Genomic DNA, 20,176 nt, shown 5'->3' on the forward strand with positions numbered 1-20,176 from the left:
CATGCGAAAACTTTGGATCTTCATATTCTTTTTTAGTTTTATTTCGTTAGAAGCACAAGCGCCACCTGATACCAGTTTGTCGGCGCAGGAACTTTTGGCAAGGCTTGACCGAGAAATGGATTTCGGAAAAGGCCTTGTGAAAGGAACTTACGTTCTCATTCGTAGGAATGGAACTTCGGAAACTTGGAAAATCAACCGGTTTTTCAATGGAGAAGATGCACTTCTTTTATTCGATAGAAAGGGTAGGGGATTGGAATCCAAACTCCTCACCAAAGATGAAGGGGAAAATGTTTTTTTCTTCAATGTTCTCAGTGCAAAACTCTTTCGAAAAACAGATGATGAAAAGTATGAAGCCCTGATGGGAACTGGATTTTTCTATGTGGATCTTTCTGGATATTCTTATCAGGCCAACTACAACCCGCTTGTAAATGCTGATTTGGAAATTGGGGGAGAGGTGTATTATCGCATTTCTCTAAAACCCATCCTTCCTTACTTTTATAAAAAGTTAGTCCTCCTTGTGGGCAAAAAAGACCTAAAACCCTACCGTGTCGACTTTCATGACCGGGACGGGATTCTATTCAAAACCTTAAACTTAAAATACGGACCTGTGAAAGTAAAAGAAACTTCCGGGAAAGTGGAAGAGATTCAAAAAGCTTCACGGCTTGAGATGTTAGATTTGAATACAGGTAGTATCACGGTTTGGGAAATCCAGGAAGTGGACAAATCCGTAAATCCGGATGCTTCTTTGTTTGCCGTCGATAACCTAAGCCGTTAAACTCTTGTTAGAACCTGGTTTGATTCTTTTTCGCACCGGGTTTTCTAAAAAACCTACGATCTCCCTGAGTCCAGAAGAGATGGCCCACCTTCGGGCTTTACGACTGAGTAAGGAAGAAACCACCATCCAAATTCGAGATGGAGTGGGTGGGCTTTATGATTACCAATTTTCTCCTCAATCCAAAGAACTAAAATTTTTAGACGAAACGCAAGGGCCTAGAAAAACAGAAAGGAAAACCGTAGCGATTGCTTTACCGAAAGGGAACCGCTTTGATTTTTTTTTACAAAAGGTAACAGAGATTGGACTTGATGCTGTCGTTTTTCTTGTCTTTCGTCATTCCATTCGTAAAGAATTCAATTTAGAACGGGCCGAAAAAATCGTAAAGGAAGCGGCCGCTCAGTCCAAACAAACTGAACTTCTCACACTTTCTATTGAACCTGCAGCAGAATGGATGGATTCACATAAAGAGAGTTTGGTGGTATTTCATCCTCATCAGTCCGAGATCTTTCGTACAAGTCAAATCCTTGGAAAAATTCCTGTGATTGGACCTGAGGGTGGGTTTCATGCAGACGAAGAAGATTGGATGGAAAAAAACAAGATCCCGAAAGTGACTCTCCCGGGTGGGGTGCTCCGTACAGAAACTGCAGGCATTGTTGCCGCAAGTTTCCTGGCATACGGAACTTAAAGTTCTGCATGCCTTACCTTTGCTTCTAATTGGTGAGTAGAAGTAAGGTAGTGGATAAGTTACAATTGGTCGTGCAAGCGCTAAAACATGTAGAAGCTGCTGGGTAATTATCTCCCGTAACGTCTGGATATTTGGCAGCGCAACCCGCATTACAGGCCTCGAGGCTTCCTCCCGTACAAGTCAAAAGGAAAGTCATTAGGTTTCTTTCCACAGTTTTGTCTTCTCTCTTTGTGCAAGATGTAGAGAAGATCATGACAAAACACAACACTACCAAAACGAACAAACGATTCATATTCCTAAACTCCGTTCTCCCTGCATTTCGTCAATCGGTTCGTAAAAATCTTGACCCTTGTGACTTTTCCTATGCATTGGATGAGATTCTACTATGTCAGACGGTTCCAAAAAGGTTTTAGAAAAAAAAGCGCACGGAGAGTTTGAATTCACCGCTTACGGGGAATTTTTATCCTATTTCCACGCCCATATCGATATTTTCAAAAAACTACTCAAAGCTAGGAAAATGGACCCGGGTAAGGTGGAAGAGGTCGCAAAACAGATCAAATCCTACATGACGGGGAATATCAAAAAGACCGACCAGTTCTTTGAACACCTCCCGCAATTTGCGACTATGTTAGGTGTTCCGCAGAATGAAGTTTCTGCTTATCTCAATACTAACTTTATAGAAGTTTTAAACAAAGTACAGGAAAAACTAAAAGCCCAAGAGTTGGACAAACTCGAAAATGCACCGGCTCCTAGTTTTTCCTCTGTGGCGGAAGAAATCGTCGAGAAGTTGCAAGTCACTCACCCCAAAGACTTTGTATTTGTTCAAAAAGGAATTTTAACAGTCCTTGAAAATCCTCTTACGGGGGAGATCATCGAACCTAAGGGTCTTATGGCAGAATCTGCCAAAGCAGCCCTTTCGATGCCAGCAAGCGCGGAGTCAGAAAAAGAACCAGTCTCTCTCACCGATGCCTTGGCAGTTGCCAATGCTCCTCCCGTACCCGTTGCCAAAAAACAATCCCTCATTGTCGAAAAAGACAAATCCATTCTATTGGAAATTGTAGAAACCTTTGCTGAAAATCTGACTGGAGAACTCTTAGAAGTAAGAATCGGTCCAGACCCCAAAGACAATCCCATCCCGGAACCATCCTCAAAAAACGGAACACCAACTTCTTCGGAAGAATACGAAATTGAAGATTTAGAATTTGATGATTCTGATTCTTCTGCTAGCGGATCTAGTAACTCCAATACAAATACTGACGATGATGACTTCTCGCAAGACATCGATGTTGATTTTGAAGAACCAGAACCAGCCGCTGCGATTGATCCGAATCTGGAACGGTTAGAATCTTTTAGTGTCAAAGAATTTATGGATCTGGTGCAGACCATTACTGGATACCAAACCAAAGCGGACCAAGTGGGATACCAGAATTGGCTACGTGGTCTTTCTGAATTTGAAAAGGCAGTCGTCTCTTTACGCACCCAAGTTCTGAAAGAACAAAAAAATGAACCAGTGGATTGGAATTCTTTATTCCAAATGATGAGTTCCAAATCTGACTTGAGTCGTGAAGTTTTAGTTGGAATTGTTAAAAAAATTAAAAACTTCCAGGTTGTTAAACTGACGTTAGATCGTATGATTCAGGAATTCAAAAAAGGAAGTCCTGAGTTTATGCAAATGGTGAAGATGGCTTGGCCATACATCCAAAAAGCTTTTTTTGAAGTTCCGAATTACACACAAGTGCAAACTCTGCTCAAGGGGATTTTGTCTAGGGTGACAGATGAAAACCATAAAAAGGATTTTTCTAAGATCTTCACTATGGCACTGAACTTTATCCAATCCAAATACCAGGCATAATTCATGTTAGGGGAGAAGCACTCTCTTCTATTTTCTCACTTACTGCTAAAAATAGGAATCAGTCTCGTCCTAATCCTTTCTCCTTTTTCTTTTCTAATTCCAGAACCAAATTCTAAAATCATTGTTGATCCTCTCTTACAAAAACCTTGGATACCCGATGCGGAAGAAGAGGAGAGTCGTAGTTTCCATCGTTTCCTTTCCGAATTTAAAAACAAACAATCCACAGTCAAAAAAAAAGATGCCCATGGTCGAAACTATTTGGTTTCTCCATCGGGACAGATGCGGTTTCTCATCGATGATGAATACTATAAAGAATTTCCTGTGGGTGATGAGGCCGACATTGCCGCAAAAGAGTTGGAATCTTTATACGAGGTTCGTAAGGAAAAAGAAGTCGTATTTCTTGGGAAAGGAATCCATCTCTGTTACCGATTGAAATTAGAAAAAGAACCTGGATTTTTCCCGAATTGGCTCATCCGTTCTAATGAAATTACAAACAGAGCGGCCAATGAATGGTCAGACCAAACCATCCCTTTGGATTTGGTGAGCGAACCTTATGGATGTTATGTGGGTGATTCCCAACCCAAAGAGTCCCTGGTTTTAGAATCCGAATCCTTTCGTTATCGAATCCGACTTCCCTCAAGACTACGTTACGAGGGATTGTATGGGAATCGACTTGGGATTTACGGGGAAAACAGAGATTCCATTTACCGGATGGTACGTTTTGTCCAATTTCTTTCCAATTATTTACCTGCAGGCCAAACAGAATGGGATGAAGCCTTAAAACTCCAAACCTCCGGTAAAAAAAAGAAAAACCTTCCTAAAATCATTTTATCCATTGGTTCTAGTTTCGATAAAACAAGACCTCTGCGAACTACCAAAAATTACTTTCGTTTTTGGGATTCCATGCGTTCTCTCACACCCACCCAAATTCGGAAACTCGGGTTCAAAAGGACGGAATCAAAATCGGAATATTTGAGTGAATGGACCGAGGTAGATGAAATTGGAAATTCAGTTGAAATGGAAATGAAAGAGTATTATCTTTATAACGCACCTCGCGGTTACTTTCTTTCCTTGTCTTATCCCAAACGAGAAAAAGAAACGGCAGACCTTTATTGGCAAACCATTCGCAGTTCATTTGAAGTTAAGGAGTAACGGATGTTCGTTGGTTTTGTAGAAAATCAAAACAGAAAAAAACCAGAACCAAATGGGGAACCTGCGTCTTCTTTTTTTATTTTTTGGATGGGCCTTTCTCTGATTTTGGGATTTGGAATTTTATTACTTCCGTTCGGAGCCTTTTTCCCACTTTCGATTTCTGTTTGGGCCATCCTTGTTTTATTTTTACCCGTTTTGTTTTTGGGAATCCTACTTTCCAAGAAAACAGGTTTCAAAATTTTATTAGCTGTTTTTTTGTCCTTACTTGCAGGAGGAAATTCCATTTTGTTTTTGGGGGATTCCATTGGGTATTACTTGGGGATCACTGCAAAAACGGAAGTCCTTCCGGAAGAGGTACCACATTACCTGGATTACAGGTATTTGTTTCTCCGAGATTTTTATTTGGATGATGTAGACGCTGGTGAGTTTCGTTCTCCCCTTCTTGTTCGGCGTAGATCTGGTGGGGCCGTGTATGGGCCTGTGATTCGTTTTCAATACAAACGCATTCGTGCTATCTCTGGTAGAGAAATCAAACCTTCGTTATATGCTATTTGTTATTCCAAGGGAGATCTTAAATGTAGTCTTTCCAGTTTGTATACAGGAGGGGTGGTTTTGTTAGAACCAGTTTGGGATATGGAAGAACTTCCTCTTGCGAAGGATTCGGTGTTTCTTGTTTGGCGAGGACCGATGGATTCGGAAATGTTTACCAAAGGGGTTTATTCTTTTTTATTCTTTGTCTTTCTCATTTTGTTATGGGCTCTCATGGTTTATTTTCCATTTTCGAATGAGGAAAAATCTTAATCCTTTCTTAATATCTTAATCTTATCCCTTAAGGCACTGGCCCTTTACGATTCGCATAAACCATGAGAAAATCTACTTATGGTTGAGTTACTCTATTTTCCTTTTTATATTGGGTTACTGATACTGGTTTCACCCTTTGTCGGTTATTATATGGCTTTTGTATTAAATGCAAAGGTTTTACCCTTGGAATCTATATTCCACCGATTCCTATACTCCGGTGATCCCCCGCCTCAAACACCAAAACAATACCTAAACAGTATGGTTGTGTTTCATTTTCTAGGAGGAGTGATCTTATTTGTAATCCTAAGATACCAAAATTTTTTACCTATGAATTCACTTGGTATTTCTGGAATGGATTGGGATTTAGCATTAAACACTGCCATTTCCTTTATCACAAATACGAACTGGCAGGCTTATTCTGGAGAGAGTCAACTTAGTAATTTTTCACAGATGGCGGGACTCACTCCACAAAACTTTCTCAGTGCTGGAGTTGGAATATCTGTATTAACTTTTGTAAGTCGATCAATTGTATCTTCTTCGACAACTAAATTTGGAAATTTCTGGCAGGATTTATTTCGTTCTACCTTTTATATCCTCCTTCCCATTTCGTTTTTTGTCGCCATCCTACTTCTAGGCCAAGGTGTCATTCAATCGTTCCAAGAGCCAATACAAACTTTGGGAATTGATGGACTTTCTCAGACCATTCCCTTAGGACCTGCCGCATCACAAATTGCTATCAAGCAAATTGGAACGAATGGGGGAGGTTTCTTTGGAGTGAATAGTGCTCATCCATTTGAAAATCCAACTCCTGTATCAAACTTCATTCAGATGTTTTCGATTCTCTTTTTGCCAGCTTCATGCGTATTTTTATACGGCAAAATCACAAATTCATTTCGTCACGCTTGGGTTATTTTCTTTGTGATGTTGGCTTTTTTTATCTTAGGTTTTGTTGGTGTTTATGATTCGGAATGGAATCACGCCGGTTTTTGGGAGGGTAAGGAAACGAGGTTTACCTTAACGGAATCCACACTTTGGTTGTCCTCTACGACTGCCGCTTCCAATGGTTCTGTCAATTCCATGCACGACAGTTATTCACCATTGGCTGGTGGAGTTGCTATTTTTCAAATGATGTTAGGTGAGATTATTTTTGGAGGAGTTGGTACTGGAATGTATGGAATGTTTCTATTTCTAATCCTCACAGTGTTTTTATCAGGGCTCATGACTGGTCGGACTCCCGAATACTTTGGGAAAAAAATAGGAAGTTTTGAAATCAAATGGACACTATTTGGAATCCTTGCCCCTACCGTTTGTATATTAGTCGGAACTACAATCACGATATTTTTAGACTCGGGGTATACTGCGAAAGGACCGCATGCCCTATCACAAATTCTATATGCATACAGTTCTGCTGCTGGTAATAACGGCTCTGCCTTTGCGGGATTTTCCGCTGATTCCTACTGGGGGAATTTATCACTCGGTTTTTCGATGTTAGTTGGACGGTTTAGTGTGATTTATGCGGTAGTTTTTGTGGCCGGGAGTTTGGGTGGAAAGGTTACAACCAAGTCTTCTGATGGAAATTTTAAATTGGATACATTGTTATTTGGAACTTTAGTTTTCAGTGTGATCCTAATTGTTTGTGGTCTGTCTTTTTTTCCCGTTTTGGCTCTCGGCCCCATCTTGGAACAGTTATTAATTGGGAAGGGAATTTTCTTTTAAGAGGAACATATGGTAAATTCTAAAAATTTGATCTCTAAGGAACTTTTGAATGTTTCGTTTTGGAATGCTTTACAAAAGTTTTCTCCGAAAAATGCATTTTCGAATCCAGTGATGGCCACTGTTTGGGTAGGTACCTTGATTCTCTGGTTACAAATCCTATACTATTGGTTTTCCGGGATTTCGTTTCATAACGAACTTCCCATCTTCTTTTGGTTAGTTTTAACATTGTTCTTTGCAAACTTTGCGGAAAGTATTGCTGAGGGTAGAGGTAAGGCCAGAGCCGATAATTTACGAAAAACTAGGTCCTCAACAATCTCAAAAAAAGTAGAATCAATAGGGGATAAGGTTTTTATTGAGATAGCTTCTAACGAATTAAAAATCAATGATATTGTTTTTGTTGAAGCCGGTTTTACGATTCCTGGAGATGGGGAAGTAATATCTGGAATTGCCAGTGTGGATGAATCGGCAGTGACAGGAGAGTCGGCCCCGGTTATCCGTGAAAGTGGTGGAGACAGATCTGCTGTCACTGGTGGAACTCGAGTGATCTCAGATCATTTGTATATTAAAATCACAACGAAACCTGGGGAAAGTTTTATTGATAAGATGATCTCAATGATTGAAGGAGCCACTAGACAAAAAACTCCCAATGAAGTGGCACTCGGTATTGTTCTCTTTGCTCTCACAATCCTTTTCTTATTGGGAGTTTTATCTTTGATCCCAGTTGCCAACTTCGTTGGAAACCAATTGGGACAAAATTGGAATTTCCATTTCTCCGTATGGCTTGCATTGTTTGTATGTTTAATCCCTACTACCATCGCGGCCTTACTCAGTGCCATTGGAATTTCTGGAATGGAACGGTTAATACGGTATAATGTTATTGCCAAAAGTGGAAAGGCAGTGGAAGCCGCAGGCGACATTCATGTATTGTTGTTAGATAAAACTGGTACGATTACTCTAGGGAATCGGGAAGCACATAAGTTCTATCCGTCAGAGGGTATTGCAGAAGAAGAGTTAGCAGATGCGGCACAACTTTCCTCACTTTCAGATGAAACCCCAGAAGGAAGATCCATTGTTGTGCTCGCCAAACAAAAATATGCGATTCGTGAAAGAAACTTAAAATCTCTAGAAGTAAATTGGATTCCCTTTTCTGCTTCGACTCGGATGAGTGGAGTTGAGATTTCAGAGAATGGAAAGAAAATTCGTAATATTCGGAAGGGAGCCTTTGAAGCCATTCGAAAACATATCGAATCGTTAGGTGGATCTATTCCTCAAACCATCCAAACGATCTCAGATGAAGTAGCAAGAAAGGGAAGCACACCCATTCTTGTTTCCGAAGGAAATCGATTGTTGGGCATTATCGAATTGAAGGATATTGTGAAAGGGGGACTAAAGGAACGATTTGCTTATTTGAGAAGGATGGGAATTCGAACTGTTATGATTACTGGTGACAATCCACTCACAGCGGCAGCCATCGCTGCAGAAGCTGGCGTGGACGATTTTATAGCTGAAGCTACACCTGAAGCAAAGCTAAAACGAATTCGTGAAGAACAAGCAAACGGATATTTGGTCGCTATGATCGGGGATGGAACGAATGATGCACCGGCCCTTGCTCAGTCTGATGTGGGTGTGGCCATGAATACAGGAACACAAACTGCTAGGGAAGCTGGTAATATGATAGATCTGGATAGTAATCCAAGTAAACTCATCGAAATTGTAGAAATTGGAAAACAACTTCTTATGACAAGAGGAGCGCTCACCACATTTAGTATCGCCAATGACATAGCAAAATACTTTGCTATCCTCCCTGCCTTGTTTTTACCCTTAGCTCCATTAAACATCATGCAGTTATCTAATCCGGACAATGCAATTCTTTCTGCGGTGATTTTCAATGCCCTTGTGATTCCAACCCTCATTCCATTGTCTCTTCGCGGTGTTAAGTATGTGCCAAAGTCTCCAGATCAAGCTTTACTTCGAAATTTTATTATTTACGGAGGGGGAGGAATGATTTTTCCCTTTTTCGGAATCAAACTTATCGACTTAATTTTATCAGGAGGATTTTAATGAAATCGAATGAACCATTAAATCAATGGGAGATAGCGATTCGGTTCGGATTTTTATCTTTGTTAATATTAGGATTTTTTTATCCACTTGCGGTCACGGGAATAGCATCTTCATTTTTTTCTTTTAAGGCCAATGGAAGTTTGTTAGTTGAAAAAGGAAAAGTCCTTGGTTCTGAATTATTAGCCCAAAACACAACATCAAAAGCAATGTTTCGTTACCGCCCAAGTGCAGTCACTTATACAACTATTCCAAGTGGTGCATCCAATTTAAGTCCTTCTAGTATGGATTTAAAGAATTTAGTTGAGAAACGAATCCTCGAATTGGAAACTGCGGGTATTAGTAAAGATGGATGTAAAGAATTACTCTATACATCTGGTTCTGGGTTAGATCCGCATATTACACCCACTTGTGCATATGAGCAGGCGAAAGTTCTCGAGAAGGAGGGAAATGTTCCTTTGGATAAAATAAATGAATTGATTCTGAAACATACGGAATATCCACTTTTTGGTTTTATGGGTCGTGAACGAGTCAATGTTACTAAATTAAATTTTTCCTGGAAACAGATGAATCATGAATGACGGAAAACGTCCGGAAGACTTTCTCTCAATAGCCAACCAAGAAGAGTCGAAGAAAAAAGGAATTCTAAAGGTTTATTTTGGGATGTCTCCCGGTGTGGGTAAAACCTACGCCATGTTAACCGAGGCTCACCATTTAAAGGAAGAAGGGGAAGAAGTTAGGATTGGCATAGTAGAAAGCCACGGAAGAGTTGATACCAAGGTATTGATTGAAGACCTCGAATGGATACCATTGAAAAAAATAGAGTATCGAGGGAAAGTATGGGAGGAAATGGATGTTGAAAGAATCCTGAAGGAAAAACCAAGTTATGTGTTAGTTGATGAGTTGGCCCATACCAATATTCCTGGTTCCATAAATAAAAAAAGATACCAAGATATATTTTCACTACTTGATGCCGGGATTCATGTGCTTTCTACGGTTAATGTTCAACATCTAGAGAGCCAAGTCGATTCTATTGAGAAAATCATCCAAAGCCCGGTAAAAGAAACCATTCCGGATAGTATTTTGGAGAGAGCCGACGAATTGGTGTTAATTGATATTATTCCTGATGAATTATTAAAAAGATTATCAGAAGGGAAAGTTTATTTACCAGAAAAAATAATTTCGGCAAAAGAGAACTTTTTTAGAAAGGAAAATCTTACTTACCTTCGTGAATTATCTTTAACTTATACGGCAAAGTATGTGGAAAAAAGAATGCCCCAAGGTCGAGAAAGGATCATGGTTGCTATCTCAGCGAGTCCTCATTCAAAAACACTTCTCAGGAATGCAAAAAGATTGGCTTTGGAGAGAAACTCCGAATTATATGCGGTTTTTTCTGAGAATGAAGAAGATCGAAATTTGGACTCTGCAAATTCCATCCGGGCACATATTCGTTTTGCAAAAGAGTTAGGTGCAGAAGTGGTTCATTCTTATGAGTCTGATCCAGTTGTTGGGATATTGGCTGCTGTACATGAAAAACGAATTCACCGTTTGGTGATAGGGGGAGCAAAAAAAAGTTTTTTTTATGGTTTATTTCAAAAAAATATTTCTTCAAAGATCATTAAGCAACTTCGCGATGTGGAAATTATCATCGTTCCTTTTTTTGATAACAGGTCGTTTCAATTTGACTTTTATAAAAAGTTAATCCCGTCTTCTGGGATTCGACAATACGCTGCAGTATTTGCTCTTACATCACTTGTAACTTTATTCAATTCATTCCTACTTTCTTATATTGGGTATTGGACTATATCGATTTTGTATTTATTTTATGTAGCAGTGCTCGGGATGTTTTTTAGTCGGGGTCCGGTTTTACTCGCCGCTATTTTATCAGCTTCTTTTTGGAACTTTCTTTTTATACCGCCACTTTATACTTTTTACATTTCTAAATTAGAAGATGCATTGATGTTTATCATCTTTATGTTGATTGCGCTCATCAATGGAGGACTCACGGCAAGGCTTAAAAAAAATGAATCTAAACTTAGGTCAAGAGAAGAAAAACTTTCCATTCTCTATGAGCTCACTCAAAATTTATCAAAAACTTCTTCTGCTTCTGAGATCATCAAAACGGGAGATTCCTTTATTAAACGTATTTTTCCTTTTCCAGTAAATCTTCATTTTTACCAAGGAGGAGAGTTCACTCCCATTATTGAGGATTCAAAAGATTTAGCTGTGGCATCATGGACCATTAAAAATGCGAAACCAGCTGGTAAATATACGGAGACTCTGCCATTATCCAATACAACATTTTATCCGTTATTATCTCCTGGCGGGATCACCGGTGTGATTAATGTGAAAACAAACACGGAACCAAGTTTAGAGCAGGAAATTCTTTTGAATACGGTGGCAAATCAAGTTGCCTTAGCTTTGGATCGGGATATACTATCAGAAGATTCAAGAAAGAATTTTTTATTAAAAGAATCTGAGAAGTTATACAATTTAGTTTTTAATTCTTTATCACATGAATTGAAAACTCCGCTGACATCAATACAAGGATCTGCATCAGCTTTGCTCGATCCTGAGATTGGATCGGATACTGTTGCACGAAAGGCGCTCTTAGAAGAAATTCAGGAAAGTTCTCTTGTATTGAACTTACTTCTCGGAAATCTATTGGATATCAGTCGGATTGAATCAGGATATTTAACTTTAAAGAAAGAAAAAGTTCATCCATCTGATGTCATTCAGGATGCAATTTCCTATTTAGGAAAAAATAAGACAAATCATTTGATAAAAATCAATTTGAATGATAACGATTTGCCAATCGAATTGGATCGAGTACTTTTTTCACATGCAATTTTTAACCTTTTGTATAATGCATGTATGTATACGCCTGCAGGTTCCATAATATGGATTTCCTTGGAAAGAGATGGAAACAGTTTGCAATGGATCGTAGAAGATAATGGCAGTGGCCTTCCTCTTGACTCCTCTCGTATTTTTCAGAAATTTTATAGAGGGGAATCTTCGGGAAAAATTGGCACTGGCCTCGGGCTTGCCATTTCTAAGTCTATTGTTGAGTTACATGGCGGAAGTATTGAAGCGATGAATCGAAAAGAAGGAGGCGCAAGCTTTCTCATTGACATACCGTTCTTAGCATAGTATAGAAATACTATGCTAAGGGAATTGATTCTTCTTGTGGATGATGATAGCGCCATTCGGAAAATGCTTCGTATTGCATTGGAGGCGAAAGGATACGAAACAATAGAAGCAATTTCTAGAAAAGAAGCCATTGAATCCGTTGCATTAAATTCTCCAAAATTAGTTTTACTCGATTTACAATTACCAGATGGAAGTGGGTTGGATGTCATTAAGGAAGTAAGAACATTTTCCGAAATTCCGTTTATCGTTTTGTCAGTGATGAGTTCCGAAGAGGATAAAATTGCCTTACTTGATTCAGGAGCAGATGATTACATTACCAAACCTTTTAGTATGGGAGAGTTGTTAGCAAGAATTCGCACAGCATTACGTCGTCTTCCTCTAGAAGAAACTCCTTCTAATTGGGATAAAGAAAATCTGGTGGTAGACTTTGTGAACTATCAGGTCATCAAAAATAATATTCAGGTTCGTTTGACTCCAACAGAATTTCAAATTCTTACCTTTCTCATTAAAAATTCTGGTAAAGTAATTACTCATGATGTTTTGATTAAAAAAATTTGGGGAGATCAGGCACTGAACGAAATGAATTCTTTGAGAGTTCATATCACTCAACTAAGAAAGAAAATTGAAGATTTCCCAAGTAGTCCCCATTTACTTCTTACTGAGCCTGGAATTGGTTATCGCTGGGTTGGTAATTAAAGTTTTAAATGGTGCATCCTTACTTAAATATTTAAGCCAAAATTTCATTTTCTAATCTTAATCAATTCTTAAGGCAAATCCAAAAACCATAATTTCTCAAACATTGCGACTTGTATCGAATTATGATAATTTGATACTATGATGTTTAATCAAACTAGTGTATTGTCTTTTGGGAATATTCTTTATAGCGGTTATCCAAAATCTCTGCTGAGAATATTTATTTTGATTCTTTTTGTTATTTTTTCTCCATTGCTCGCTGAAGAAACTTCTTCCGAAAAAACGATGCCAAAAGCGGATTCGATTCCAACAACAATCGTTTTGCCAAAGTCCTTTCAGTTTGGTGGATTCATTGATTCCTATTATTTGTTCAATCGAAATCTTCCGAAAGATACAGAGAGAAATTTTACCACCCAAGCAGTAAGGAACGGAGAATTCAATGTAAACCTAGCATATATTGATGCAAAGGTAGAGGAAAAGAATTATCGCGGTCGACTTGCCTTTCAATGGGGAACTTCGGTAAATGCGAATTATGCGGCAGAGTTAGTTGCTGATAAATATTCCAATCAAAACTCGGTGAAAAATATCCAAGAGGCTTATACAGGTTTTAAAATTGCGCGTGATACTTGGGTCGACGCAGGTATTTTTTTTGGAAATATCGGACACGAATCTTGGATTTCACAAAACAACGTGAATTACACAAGAGCCTTTGCCCTAGATTATGTGCCTTACTATTCTTCGGGGGTTCGGTTGAGTCACAAGTTCGGTGATCAATTGAGCATACAGTTGCAAGTGTTAAACGGTTGGCAAAACATTACTGATAACAATAAAGATAAATCATTTGGTAGTCAGATTAAGTATTTATTTTTTCCGAATCTGATTTTAACACTCAATCAATTTGCCGGAAACGAAGCTCCAAACAACGAAAGGAAACAAATGCGGTTGTATCAAAACACCATATTAGAATGGATTTTAACAGATTCATTTAGTTTGGTGGGGCAATTTGATGTGGGGGCTCAAAAAGCAAAACAAAGTTTTATCTATGAACCTTGGTTAGCTGCTTATGATCCAAGTCTTGGAGAACACCGGGAAACAAAATCAGATGTTTATCGGCAGTGGTATCATGGAACCCTTTGGGTTAGTTACAAAATCGCTCCCGAATTTCGATTGAGTTTTCGTGTAGAACGTTTTTATGACCCTCTGCAAGTGATGGTAAATACCGGAACTCGTAACGGTTTTATGAGTAATGGGTATACCACAACCTTGGATATCTTAACCTTTGATCCGGGACTCATTCGTTTCGAATATGTCTACAGAAGGTCAGCTGATTCTCTTTTTGCTTATAAAGAAAATCATACATCTAAAAAAGAAGATTTCTTTGTCGTGGCATTTTCAATGAAATTTTAAGGAATGGGAATTTCAAAATTAGGGTTTAGAATATGAGAAAAAGTGAAAACCTTTTTCCCAAACGTTCGGTCTAAATTTTGTTCATAGATGTTTCTCCTTATGATACCCGCAGGGAGGGGTCAATATCCCTGATTTTCTTTTTTTTCTTTCCAATCTGCTTCCCTGTTTTTAAATTCTGTCATGTTCGTCAAGCGCCGGCTTCTTCTATTCCTCCTCCTTTCTTTGTTTTTGGTTCGTTCGGATGACACCCAGTCACTTCCCGCGACAATCGAATTTTTCACTCCCAGCGGATTTGTCAAACAACCCAAACAAGTGACTGTTCGGTTCACAAAACCGATGGTTTCTCTCGGAGACATCCGGCCAAAAATTGATATCTTCCAAATCAAATGTCCCTTACCTGGAACCAGTCGTTTTATCGATTCCACCACTTGGGTTTATGAATTCGAAAAGGAACTGCCTGGTGGGGTGGACTGTTCTTTCCAATTGAAGGAAGGAACCAAAACATTCAGTGGAGAAACTGTCCAAGGGGAACGTAACTTTTCTTTTCATACGGGTGGGCCTTCCGTCCAGTATTCCTCACCTTACCAAGGTTCATCCATCACAGAAGACCAAATTTTTGTTTTGCACTTAGATGCAAAACCGGATCTGGATTCTTTTCAAAAATATACATACTTTCGTTCTGAGGAATTAGGAAATAGAATTCCGATCACCTTTGTCACAGGTTCGGAAAGAAAAACAATCCTCCAATCTACGGGGGACACGGATAGAGAAGAAACAGTTCTTGTTAAATCCAAACAAACATTTTTGCCTGAAAGACAAATCCAATTGGTTCTTGGTAAAGGAAGCAAATCCATTTGGGGGGGAGAGATCCGAGAGGACGAAGTTCTTTCATTTACGGTAAGACCGGTATTTTCGGTTCGGTTTAGTTGTGAAAGAGTGAATGCAAAAGCAGATTGTATTCCCATCCTTCCCACTTCGCTTTATTTTAGTTCGGCGGTGTCCCGTTCGTTGTTAGAAAAAATCCAACTTGTTTCCAAGGACGGAAAAGTTTATCCTCAGTCTCCTTTCACCGAAAAAGGAAACGAGTTTTTTGAATGGGTGAGTTTTCCCGGGCCCTTTCCTGAAAATACAGAGTTTGAAATTAAAATTCCCGATATCGTCGATGAGACAAACAGAAGTTTGTCGAACCAGGCCTCTTTTCCTTTAAAGTTTAAAACGGATGAGTTTCCACCCCTTGCTAAGTTTGGTGCTAAATTTGGAATTTTAGAATCCAAAGCCAAACCAGCGTTACCGGTCACACTTCGCAATTTAGAAATCAATCTTCCGATGAAATCTGTATCTCTCGGTGTGGGTGGAAAAAGCCAAAAGACCATGGACATTCTGGAGATCCAAAAATGGTTTCAAGTATTAGCTACTAGAGAACGCGAACAATCTGTATTTCAAAATCCACCCACGTCAGCAGGGATATCTTCTTTCTCTCTGCCCAAACCCAATGGGAAAAAACCAATGGAAGTGGTGGGGATTCCTCTCGAAACTCCCGGGTTTTATGTGGTAGAACTTGCGAGTGATATCCTGGGAGGCAGCCTTCTTGAAAAAAAAGGAAAGATGTATGTATCCAGTGCGGCTCTTGTTACAAACCTTTCGGCTCATTTCAAATGGGGAAAAGATACAAGCCTTGTTTGGGTGACTAGTTTAGACCAAGGCCTACCAGAATCGGGAGTCCAAATTAAAATTTTGGATTGTAAAGGGAATTTACGCGGAGCGGGGATCACAGGAAAAGATGGAAGTATGCTCTTTGGGAATTTAAATTTCCAAGCGGTTCCTTATTGCGGTCATCATGAGTTAGGTTCTGGACTTACCGTCTTTGTTCAAAAAAATGATGATATTAGTTTTACTTCAAGTACTTGGGACAAAGGAATTGAAAGTTGGCGATACCAATTGCCACAAGCCACTGCCGGTCATTCGAAAGAACTCACATCCATAGTGCTTGACAGAACCCTATTCAAAAAGGGGGAGACAGTTCACCTAAAACATGTTCGGCGTGGTTTTGGAAATAAAGGACTTGTTCCCGCAGAACCTAAAGACTATCCTTCTCAAGTCATCATCAAACATGAAGGTTCGGGAGAAGCCTATCCATTGCCACTGGTTTGGTCTTTTCCGGGCCATTCCGAATCGGAATTCAAAATTCCAAAGAACGCCAAACATGGAATCTATATTGTCTATTATCCTTATTCGAATGAAGATTCAAGTTATGGAGATACGGTCGTAGAGTTTCGAGTAGAGGAATTTCGTCTTCCTGTCGTGAAGGGAAATATTCAACTAGCTGGCGATAAACAAGAGTTAGTATCTCCAAAAGAATCCAAGGTTCTATTTGGATTGGAATACCTTTCCGGGGGAGGGGCCGGAGGATTCCCTGTAAAAATTCGATCCCAAGTGGTTTCTAGTTATTATTCTCCCAAAGAAGAATATTCTGCTTTTTCCTTTTCTCCTGAGACAATGAGAGAAGGGAAGTGGAAGGCCAGTGGGTATGACGAAGAAGAAGCGGAAGAAACAAAACCAACCGTTGTTTCTACCTCTCTCAAAACCGACGAAAAGGGATTTTTGCAATATACGTTTAGTGGATTAAAACCTGTTCCTGGTTACGGAAGTTTCCAGGTAGAAATGGAATACGCCGATCCTTCGGGGGAAATCCAAACTGTATCTAGAAGTTTTCCTGTTTCCCCGTCCGAAGTGCATTTGGGAATTTTACCGGACGGATGGTTATTTACAGAAGACAACGTGAAACTTCAATTAGTTGCTCTGGATGTAAAAGATAAAGCACTGAGTTCCCAAAAAATAAAAGTCACAGCCTATAAAAGAGAATTTTATTCCAACCGTAAACGACTCGTGGGTGGGTTTTATGCCTACGAACATTATGAAGAAGTCACAAAACTTGGTGAATTCTGTGAAGGGAAAACAGATTCCAAAGGGATTTTGATTTGTGAGGGAAAATCGCCGGCTGTGGGTGATATTGTCTTTCTTGCAGAAACAAAAGATTCCAAAGGCAATCCTACGAATTCTGGATACAGTGTTTGGGTGAGTTCCAAACAAGAAGCTTGGTTTGATGTGAGTGATCATAACCGGATGGACATCTTACCTGAAAAACGTTCGGTCGATGTCGGAGAAACCATCAAAGTACAAATTCGCTCTCCTTTTCGGGAAGCAACGGCCCTTGTGAGTTTGGAACGAGAAGGGGTTTTAGATTATTTTGTGACACCGGTATCTGGAAAAGATCCTGTGATTTCCATCTCTATCAAAAAGGAATATGCACCCAATGTGTTTGTATCGGTGTTTCTTGTGCGAGGTCGTGTGGGAGAACCAAAACCCACAGGGCTTGTGGACTTAGCAAAACCGGGATACCGATTTGGCCTTGCTATGTTAAAGGTTGGATCCAAACCGTACAGTCTGTCCGTTTCGGTGAACCCAGAGAAAAAACTCTACCAAGTGAGAGAGACGGCCAACGTAGAGCTGGAAATCAAAACCTCCGATGGAAAACCTCCTTTAGAATCGACGGAAGTCACACTTGCTGTTGTGGATGAAGCCCTTCTCGAACTTTCTCCGAACCCTACTTGGAATCTCCTCGATGTAATGATGGGAACAAGACCCCATTCGGTGGGAACTTCCACGGCTCAGTCGCAGATTATTGGAAAACGACATTTTGGTTTGAAAGCAAAACCGGAAGGAGGAGGCGGGGGGAAACAATCCACTCGTTCTCTCTTTGATACCTTACTCTATTGGAAAGGAAAAGCAATCGTTGGTAAGGATGGAAAACTCAAGTTTAGTTTTCCTTTGAATGATTCCCTTACGAGTTTTCGAATCGTGGCGGTGGCGACTTCGGGATCCAAAGAATTTGGAACTGGTTTTGCTAAAATCCAAACCACACAAAAGATCCAATCCTTTTCGGGAATTCCACCTGTGGTTCGGTTAGGTGATACACTTCGCCATGAAGTCACTTTGCGGAATGCAGGAGATTCAAAAGAACAACTTCGACTCCGTCTTTCTGTCACGGATGTAAAAAATGGAACGGAAACAAAAGAAGAATTAGAAACAAAATCTTCCATCTTGGCTTCCGGGGAAACCAAAGTCGTTTTTTGGGATCTGACTGTTCCTGAAAATACCACCAAACGGAAGTTCCGTCTAGAAGTATCGGCACCGAACGGAACGGTTCTGGATCAAATGTCCGTGGAACAAAAAGTTTTACCAGTGGATACAGAAAGGGTCTACCAAGCAGGACTCTTTTTATATGAATCTCCCATTAAAGAATCGGTTCGGGTGCCTGAGGGATCAGCACCAAACTCTGGTAAAATGGTATGGAAGGCTTCACCGACCATTCTCACAAGTCTTACTGGCATCCAAACCTATTTCCAAAATTACCCTTACTACTGTATGGAGCAACGTGTATCCAAAGCCATTGGTCTTAAATCCGAAGCTTTGTGGAGCGAAGTATCAAACGACTTAAATTCCTTTTTGGATTATGATGGGCTTGTGAAGTATTTTGCCAGAATGGAACATGGAAGTGAAATTCTTACCGCTTATGTGCTCACATCTGCAAGTCTTGCGAATCAAAAAATTCCTGAGGATAGTTTGGGACGAATGATCGCAGGACTCCAAGGGTATTTGGAGGGCCGCGTGAGCGGGGAGCGTTACAAATTCGGGGCGGACTCTGTGGTGAGAAAGATCATCGTTTGGGAGGCGCTCACTAGATACCAAACTTATGAATGGGAACAAGTGCGTCCTATCTTTGACGGAATGGAATTTTTACCAACGGCATCTCTCATTGACCTGGCTGAAATTTGGGGGAGAGTGGATGGAGGAGATAGCTCTGTTAAATCTCGCCTGACAAGTACTTTGCGATCAAGACTCAATATCCAAGGTTCCGAACTTGTGGTTGCCGATTCTGGTTTTACCAATCCTTGGTGGATTTTGGGAAGCCGTGATTATACAATGGCAAAACTTTTACTTTGGGCATTTGCAGAACCAAGTTATAAAAAAGATATGCCTCGCCTCATCAAAGGCTTTGTCAAAATGCAAAAGAGGGGAAGTTACGATACCACTCTTGGTAATGCCTATTCCATTTTGGTTTTTGACCGAGTGAGTAAACTTCTGGAATCAGAAAAAGTCACAGGTGGAAAATTAAAAATCCAATCAGCGAAAGAAACCTTGAATTTAGAACCTAACGGAAAACAAACGGTATCCCAATCCATTGGAACCACACCGGAATCTGTTTCTGTCAGTTATGATGGAAAGGGTAAACCTTGGGTGGAGTGGTCTGTAAACTCCATCCTTCCTCTGAAAGCTCCGATCTCCAGTGGTTACCGATTGAAACGAACCTTCGAACCGATCCAAGTGGCCAAACCCGGAGTTCTCTCCAAAGGAGATACCGTTCGAGTCACGATTGAGATCCAAGCGGACTCCGATAAAACTTGGGTGGTTGTAGAAGATCCGATTCCACCGGGATCACTCCCTCTCGGCCGAGGTTTTGGTCGCGAGTCCATCATTTCTCAGGAGGGAAAAACCGGGGATTCTTCCTACTATTTGAGTTTTGAGGAAAAGACCCTCTCCCAGTACAGAGCGTATTTTGAATATCTCCCTAAGGGAACTCATACTTTGGAACATAGCTTTCGGTTGAATCATTCAGGAAGTTTCAAAATGCCTGCCACTCGAGTCGAGGCTATGTATTCTCCCGAAACTCATGCCGAATGGCCGAATGAAACCGTAAGGATTTCGGAGAACGGGTACTAGGAAAAGTTTACGGAATCGGGGGTTCTGGAATTATGACTCTAATGGGTCCGAACCAAGCCCCTCTTTTCCCGATCCGAATCCTAAGAATCGCTCTTTGGTTTACGGT

The 20,176-nt window shown here is 40.2% G+C and carries 13 protein-coding genes; 12 read left to right on the forward strand and 1 reads right to left on the reverse strand.

The annotated features are described in order from the left end of the window. The first annotated feature begins 1 nt into the window (after position 1). Together JWG41_RS15320 and JWG41_RS15325 are read left to right on the forward strand one after the other, a co-directional pair. Positions 2-775, forward strand: coding sequence for an outer membrane lipoprotein-sorting protein (locus JWG41_RS15320; protein WP_205270799.1), 774 nt, complete (start codon positions 2-4; stop codon positions 773-775). 4 nt (positions 776-779) lie between these two features. After that, positions 780-1,460: a 16S rRNA (uracil(1498)-N(3))-methyltransferase gene (locus JWG41_RS15325; protein ID WP_205270800.1), complete on the forward strand. Its 681-nt coding sequence runs from the start codon at positions 780-782 to the stop codon at positions 1,458-1,460. Between the two features lie 25 nt (positions 1,461-1,485). On the opposite strand, the gene JWG41_RS15330 is transcribed toward JWG41_RS15325, so the two are convergent. Further along, the gene (locus tag JWG41_RS15330; RefSeq protein WP_205270877.1) at positions 1,486-1,752 is read right to left on the reverse strand and encodes a hypothetical protein; all 267 of its coding nucleotides are present in this window, start codon (positions 1,750-1,752) and stop codon (positions 1,486-1,488) included. A gap of 93 nt (positions 1,753-1,845) precedes the next feature. Between JWG41_RS15330 and JWG41_RS15335 the strand changes: the two genes are divergently transcribed. The 10 genes from JWG41_RS15335 (at position 1,846) to JWG41_RS15380 (ending at position 20,070) form a co-directional block, all read left to right on the forward strand. Beyond that, a complete protein-coding gene (locus JWG41_RS15335; protein WP_205270801.1) occupies positions 1,846-3,312 on the forward strand; it encodes a hypothetical protein in 1,467 nt (488 codons plus the stop codon). Positions 3,313-3,315: 3 nt separating this feature from the next. After that, positions 3,316-4,464 carry an LIC10775 family protein gene (locus JWG41_RS15340; RefSeq protein WP_205270802.1) on the forward strand — a complete coding sequence of 383 codons (1,149 nt, stop codon included), beginning with the start codon at positions 3,316-3,318 and terminating at the stop codon, positions 4,462-4,464. Positions 4,465-4,467: 3 nt separating this feature from the next. After that, positions 4,468-5,265, forward strand: a complete 798-nt coding sequence (locus tag JWG41_RS15345; RefSeq protein WP_205270803.1) for a hypothetical protein — start codon at positions 4,468-4,470, stop codon at positions 5,263-5,265. 78 nt (positions 5,266-5,343) lie between these two features. After that, positions 5,344-6,981 (forward strand): potassium-transporting ATPase subunit KdpA, encoded by a 1,638-nt coding sequence (kdpA, locus tag JWG41_RS15350; protein ID WP_205270804.1) that lies wholly within the window; start codon positions 5,344-5,346, stop codon positions 6,979-6,981. A 9-nt stretch (positions 6,982-6,990) separates the two neighbouring features. Further along, the gene (gene kdpB, locus JWG41_RS15355; RefSeq protein WP_205270805.1) at positions 6,991-9,042 is read left to right on the forward strand and encodes a potassium-transporting ATPase subunit KdpB; all 2,052 of its coding nucleotides are present in this window, start codon (positions 6,991-6,993) and stop codon (positions 9,040-9,042) included. Beyond that, positions 9,042-9,620: a potassium-transporting ATPase subunit C gene (locus tag JWG41_RS15360; RefSeq protein WP_205270806.1), complete on the forward strand. Its 579-nt coding sequence runs from the start codon at positions 9,042-9,044 to the stop codon at positions 9,618-9,620. The genes kdpB and JWG41_RS15360 overlap by 1 nt, the downstream gene beginning before the upstream one ends. Continuing rightward, positions 9,613-12,189, forward strand: coding sequence for a sensor histidine kinase (locus JWG41_RS15365; protein ID WP_205270807.1), 2,577 nt, complete (start codon positions 9,613-9,615; stop codon positions 12,187-12,189). Before JWG41_RS15360 ends, JWG41_RS15365 begins: the two co-directional genes overlap by 8 nt. A gap of 12 nt (positions 12,190-12,201) precedes the next feature. Then, on the forward strand, positions 12,202-12,885 hold the full coding sequence (locus JWG41_RS15370; protein WP_205270808.1) for a response regulator: 684 nt from the start codon (positions 12,202-12,204) through the stop codon (positions 12,883-12,885). Between the two features lie 138 nt (positions 12,886-13,023). Next, the gene (locus tag JWG41_RS15375) at positions 13,024-14,289 is read left to right on the forward strand and encodes a porin (RefSeq protein WP_232374044.1); all 1,266 of its coding nucleotides are present in this window, start codon (positions 13,024-13,026) and stop codon (positions 14,287-14,289) included. 180 nt (positions 14,290-14,469) lie between these two features. After that, a complete protein-coding gene (locus JWG41_RS15380; RefSeq protein WP_205270809.1) occupies positions 14,470-20,070 on the forward strand; it encodes an alpha-2-macroglobulin family protein in 5,601 nt (1,866 codons plus the stop codon). The last annotated feature ends 106 nt before the right edge of the window (positions 20,071-20,176 follow it).

It is taken from the genome of Leptospira chreensis, from assembly GCF_016919165.1.
Classification (GTDB): Bacteria; Spirochaetota; Leptospiria; order Leptospirales; family Leptospiraceae; genus Leptospira_A; species Leptospira_A chreensis.